This window comes from Citrobacter sp. Igbk 14, from assembly GCF_028069825.1.
Taxonomy (GTDB): domain Bacteria; phylum Pseudomonadota; class Gammaproteobacteria; order Enterobacterales; family Enterobacteriaceae; genus Citrobacter.
In genome coordinates, this window is record NZ_JANEWM010000114.1 from 1 (window position 1) to 4,570 (window position 4,570).

Sequence of the window (4,570 nt, forward strand, 5' to 3'; positions counted from 1 at the left end):
TATTTCTACTGTCGCTAGTATTTATTCATAAAATTCACAAGTGATACATCTTCTATTCATTAAATTCGCAGATCTTTTAAATGCATCACATTTTAGTATCGTCTTAATTGTTCACATCTCCTGCCGAGGCCATTCTGTCAATGCAATCAGCGTGCAAATGAAAATAAAATCAGAAACACGCGGCATTTAATTTTATGTCACGGCGCAAGTATCGCTGGACACATGACTGATAGATAACCATTCTGCTTTCGAGAGAATTTTTTGGAGTATGCTATGTCCCTACAAGACAGTGTGAAAACCGAACAAAGGCTAAAAGTCCCGTTTACAAGTTATGATTTGGGTTGGGTTATTCTGTGTATTGGTATGGCAATTGGGGCTGGTATTACATTCATGCCAATCCAGATTGGAGTAAAAGGTATCTGGGTATTTATTGTTGCTATCTTAATCAGCTATACAGCTTTATATTATATGCAGGATCTATACCTTAAAACCTTAACTAAGGTAAAAACATGCGATAATTATGCAAGCATAATCACTCAGTATCTTGGTGTTAACTGGGGAGGCGTTCTTGGTATTGCATATTTCGTTATGCTGTTGGTAGGAATGCTCAATTATTCTATGGGAATAGTGAATGACAGTGCTGCATACCTTCAAAGTTTTCATTTAGCTGATGAAAATATGTCTCAGTATTTATGGTATGGCTTTGCTATCATTATTGTCATGATTTTATTAGCAAACAGAGGGGAAAAGCTGCTTTTCAAAGTGGCTGGCCCGATGATCGTTGTTAAGCTATCAATCATAGTATTGCTGGGATTGGTGATGATACCTCACTGGAAATCCAGCAATATCGCACCGATGACTGATTTTCTTCCTTTTGTAAGGGATGTGGTTCTGACCCTACCATTCACATTTTATTCAATATTTTTTGCCCAATTATTGAATCCGATGAATATCGCATACCGAAAGGTTGAGTCCGATCCCTATATAGCTACTTACCGAGCTGTACGTGCGAGTCGTATAGCATTTATCGTCTTGGCTATTGCTGCAATATTTTTTGCATTTTCGTTCAGTTTTTCCATCTCTCATGCAGAAGCGACTTCAGCATTGCATCAGAATATTTCAGCAATGGGTATTGCTTCACAAGTCATTCCTGGTAAATTGCTGCATATCATGTCCGTCTTATTAAGTGTTTTTGCCTTCATCACTGCGTTCCTGAGTACCTATCTAGGCTATAAGGAAGCAATGATGGGGCTAATCATCAATATGTACTCACGGTTTAAAACAGACAAGGAAGTTAATCTAAAAATCTTGTCAGCTATAATTATCATTGTAACCGCATTGGGTTTGTCGATTTGGGTTACATCTAATTTTTCTATTATGTTTCTCCTACAATTAGAGGGGCCGATTTACGGGTTCGTATCGTGCTTGGTTCCTTTCATTCTTGTGCGAAAGGTAAAGCAGTTAGCCGATTTACATTCATGGACTAACTACTACGTCGCATTCTTTGGATTACTGCTTTGTATTTCACCTTTATTGAAATTCTTAGAGTAAGTCTGTCTACAGCCAGGAAAATAAATTTTAAAGAGGTTATTATGTCAAAAGATACTTTTAAAGTTGAAACTAAACTTACAAGACTTGGGCGAGATGTTCATGACCAGTATGGTTTCGTCAACACGCCAATCTATCGTGGTTCAACCGTAGTATTTGATACAGTAGATTCGCTGCAGAATAATAAAGCCAAATTTTGGTATGGCACCTTAGGGACGCCAACAATAAAAAGTCTGGAAGATGCCTGGAGTGAGTTGTCTGGGGCTGAAGGAACGGTGATGTCCCCGTCGGGATTAGGAGCCGTGGCTCTGGCGCTAATGACCACGTTGAAAAGCGGCGACCATCTGTTAATGCCCGACAGTGTCTATAATCCCACTCGTAATTTCTGTAAGGTCTTTCTCGAAAAATTTGGTGTAGAAATCACTTACTACGATCCACTGGTTGGCGAAAATATCGTTGAGCTGTTTCGTACTAATACATCAACGCTCTTTCTGGAATCGCCTGGCTCTCAGTCCTTCGAGATCCAGGATGTACCATTGCTGACTCGTCTTGCAAAGCAAAGGGGTATTAAAACCATTATTGATAATACCTGGGCCACACCTATCTTCTTTAAAGCACATGAGCATGGTTGTGATTTGTCAGTCGAAGCAGGCACCAAATATCTGAGTGGCCACTCAGATTTACTGATGGGCCTGGTGAGTGCCAATGCTGAAACCTGGCCTGCTTTACGTGCTATGTATGACAGTATGGCAATGCTGCCTGGTGCGGAAGACTGCTTCCTGGCTCTGCGTGGGCTGCGCACTATGCATATTCGTCTTAAGGAAGCCGAACGGCGAGCTCTGGAAGTAGCAAACTGGCTTTCTGAACAACCTGAAGTGTCACGTATTCTGCATCCTGCTTTTGAGGGATGCCCTGGACACGAAATCTGGAAGCGTGACTTTAAAGGGTCATCTGGTCTGTTCTCTGTCGTGTTCAAACCTGGTTTTTCAAAAGAAGCACTGAGTTACATGCTTGATAATATGAAAATATTTGGCATGGGTTATTCGTGGGGAGGATTTGAGAGCCTCGTGGTTCCTTTTAACTGCGCCGACTACAGGACGGCAACAAAATGGAACCCGGAAGGGCTCACCATACGCCTCCAGATAGGTCTGGAGAATGTGGAAGACCTAATGACTGATCTCCGCCAGGGTCTGGATAGACTCAGTGCTTTCAGGTAATTCCACCGACAACATAGACCATCAGTTGGTGGTCTTTGTTTTAGTCTTTCATCCACTGATGATTACTCCTGGCTTATCTCCGGCTACCTTAACTACAGAGGAAACGCTTATGAGTAACGAAAATACTCAAAAGAGCCGCACAAAAGAGTCCGCTTTGGAAACGAAACCTTTATATGAAAAGCATGGTAAATGGCCGCGCGCGCTAAGTGTGAGCGACCTTACGGCGAATCTGTATGCAGTAAACATGCGTATCAAGGATGCCTGCATAAGAGTGAACAGATCTCCTTCAGAAGTCCGGTTATTGCCGGTATCCAAAACGATGGATACCGATCATATCAGAATGGCCTATAAAGCAGGGTGCCGATATCTTGGCGAAAACAAAATACAAGAAGCCTGGAGTAAAGCTCAAAATCTGTCTGATTTGACCGACCTCCAGTGGTCGATAATAGGACATCTTCAGACAAACAAAGCCAAATACGTCGCTCATTTTGCTTCAGAATTTCAGGCACTTGATAACTTAAGAATTGCTGAAGCACTGGACAAGCATCTTCAGAAAGAGGGTAAGGGCCTGGATGTTTTTGTACAGGTAAATACTTCCGAAGAAGAAAGCAAGTACGGACTTGCTCCCGAAGCTGTGCCTGAATTTATCCAGCATCTTGCCCCTTATCAGACGCTGAGAGTCAAAGGTCTTATGACACTTGCCGAATTCAGTAGTCAGCCAGAAAGAATCAGAATGTGTTTTTCTCGGCTAAGATGCCTGCGTGACCAGCTTCAGAATGACACTCCACAAGGGGTGAACCTGACTGAACTTTCCATGGGGATGTCTGGTGATTTTGAAATAGCGATTGAGGAAGGAGCAACGGTTGTCAGAGTAGGTCAGGCGATATTTGGTGCCCGTGCCCTGCCAGACGAGCATTACTGGCCAAAGGAGTATTAAACAGCGACCATGTCCATTTAGAGGCCAGCACAGGGATAACATATTTCTTCTGGCCTCTTCGTAACTAACCACCACTGCCAACCACACTTTCTATTTGTCGCCCGCAGGCTTGAGCGTTTGTGAGGCGGATGGTACGCTTAACAATTCAATACAATCAAATTATTGTCATAGATACATTTGATGAACGCACGCTATAAATCCATCGTGGATATGTTCGCAGACAGGATCCAAAACGAAGATATCCCTTCCGGTACGCGTCTGCCGACGCACAGGGCACTCTCTGCTCAGGAACATATCTCTCTGGCTACAGCGACTCGAGTTTACAGCGAACTGGAAGCTATGGGTCTGGTCAGTGGTGAAACAGGAAGAGGGACGTTTGTCAGGGAAATATCATTGCCCTACGGTCACGGGATTGACCAGCATGCTGTGGCCACTGATGTAGTACGTTCAAATTTCCAGAAGAGCAGGGTGTAATGATTTTGTCTAGGTGATAGCGGAGTGGGATCAACAATGGCAGACAGGTGACCGTGTCCATCAAAATCCACTGGCGTTTGTGAGCAACACGGAGTTGCATGAGTGAGTACATTATTGGCCTTACATTCACAAGGGATATGAAGTAACTGTATAATGAACATAAGGAAAGAAAAGGGATGTCGGTCATAAATCTGTAACGTGTTGATTTATTGGGAGGCAGCTGTTGAAGATGAAGTTATTGGATGCTGTAGGATATTTAACATAATATACATTATGCGCACCAATGGTAAGGATGGCAGAATCTGGCGGGAATCGTTGACACTGGCCGTCAACTGGCTACTATCGACAGTGATTCAAAATCATCCGTTTCTCCAAACGAATCAGAATCAAATGT

At 43.0% G+C, this 4,570-nt stretch carries 3 protein-coding genes and 1 pseudogene; all 4 read left to right on the plus strand.

Going from position 1 to position 4,570, the window contains the following annotated elements:
• Positions 1-273: 273 nt before the first annotated feature.
• Positions 274-1,551 carry an amino acid permease gene (locus NNN64_RS22410; RefSeq protein WP_271442828.1) on the plus strand — a complete coding sequence of 426 codons (1,278 nt, stop codon included), beginning with the start codon at positions 274-276 and terminating at the stop codon, positions 1,549-1,551.
• A 41-nt stretch (positions 1,552-1,592) separates the two neighbouring features.
• On the plus strand, positions 1,593-2,765 hold the full coding sequence (metC, locus tag NNN64_RS22415; RefSeq protein WP_271442829.1) for a cystathionine beta-lyase: 1,173 nt from the start codon (positions 1,593-1,595) through the stop codon (positions 2,763-2,765).
• Between the two features lie 109 nt (positions 2,766-2,874).
• Entirely contained in the window at positions 2,875-3,702 is an 828-nt protein-coding gene (locus NNN64_RS22420; protein WP_271442830.1) for a YggS family pyridoxal phosphate-dependent enzyme, read from the plus strand.
• A gap of 180 nt (positions 3,703-3,882) precedes the next feature.
• A pseudogene (locus NNN64_RS22425) lies at positions 3,883-4,158 on the plus strand (GntR family transcriptional regulator); the annotation flags it as partial.
• Between the last annotated feature and the right edge of the window lie 412 nt (positions 4,159-4,570).

Excerpts from the sequence above, each read along its gene's own strand:
- NNN64_RS22420 (WP_271442830.1), top strand. The coding sequence starts at position 2,875 with ATGAGTAACGAAAATACTCAAAAGAGCCGCACAAAAGAGTCCGCTTTG.
- metC (WP_271442829.1), top strand. The coding sequence starts at position 1,593 with ATGTCAAAAGATACTTTTAAAGTTGAAACTAAACTTACAAGACTTGGG.
- NNN64_RS22410 (WP_271442828.1), top strand. The coding sequence starts at position 274 with ATGTCCCTACAAGACAGTGTGAAAACCGAACAAAGGCTAAAAGTCCCG.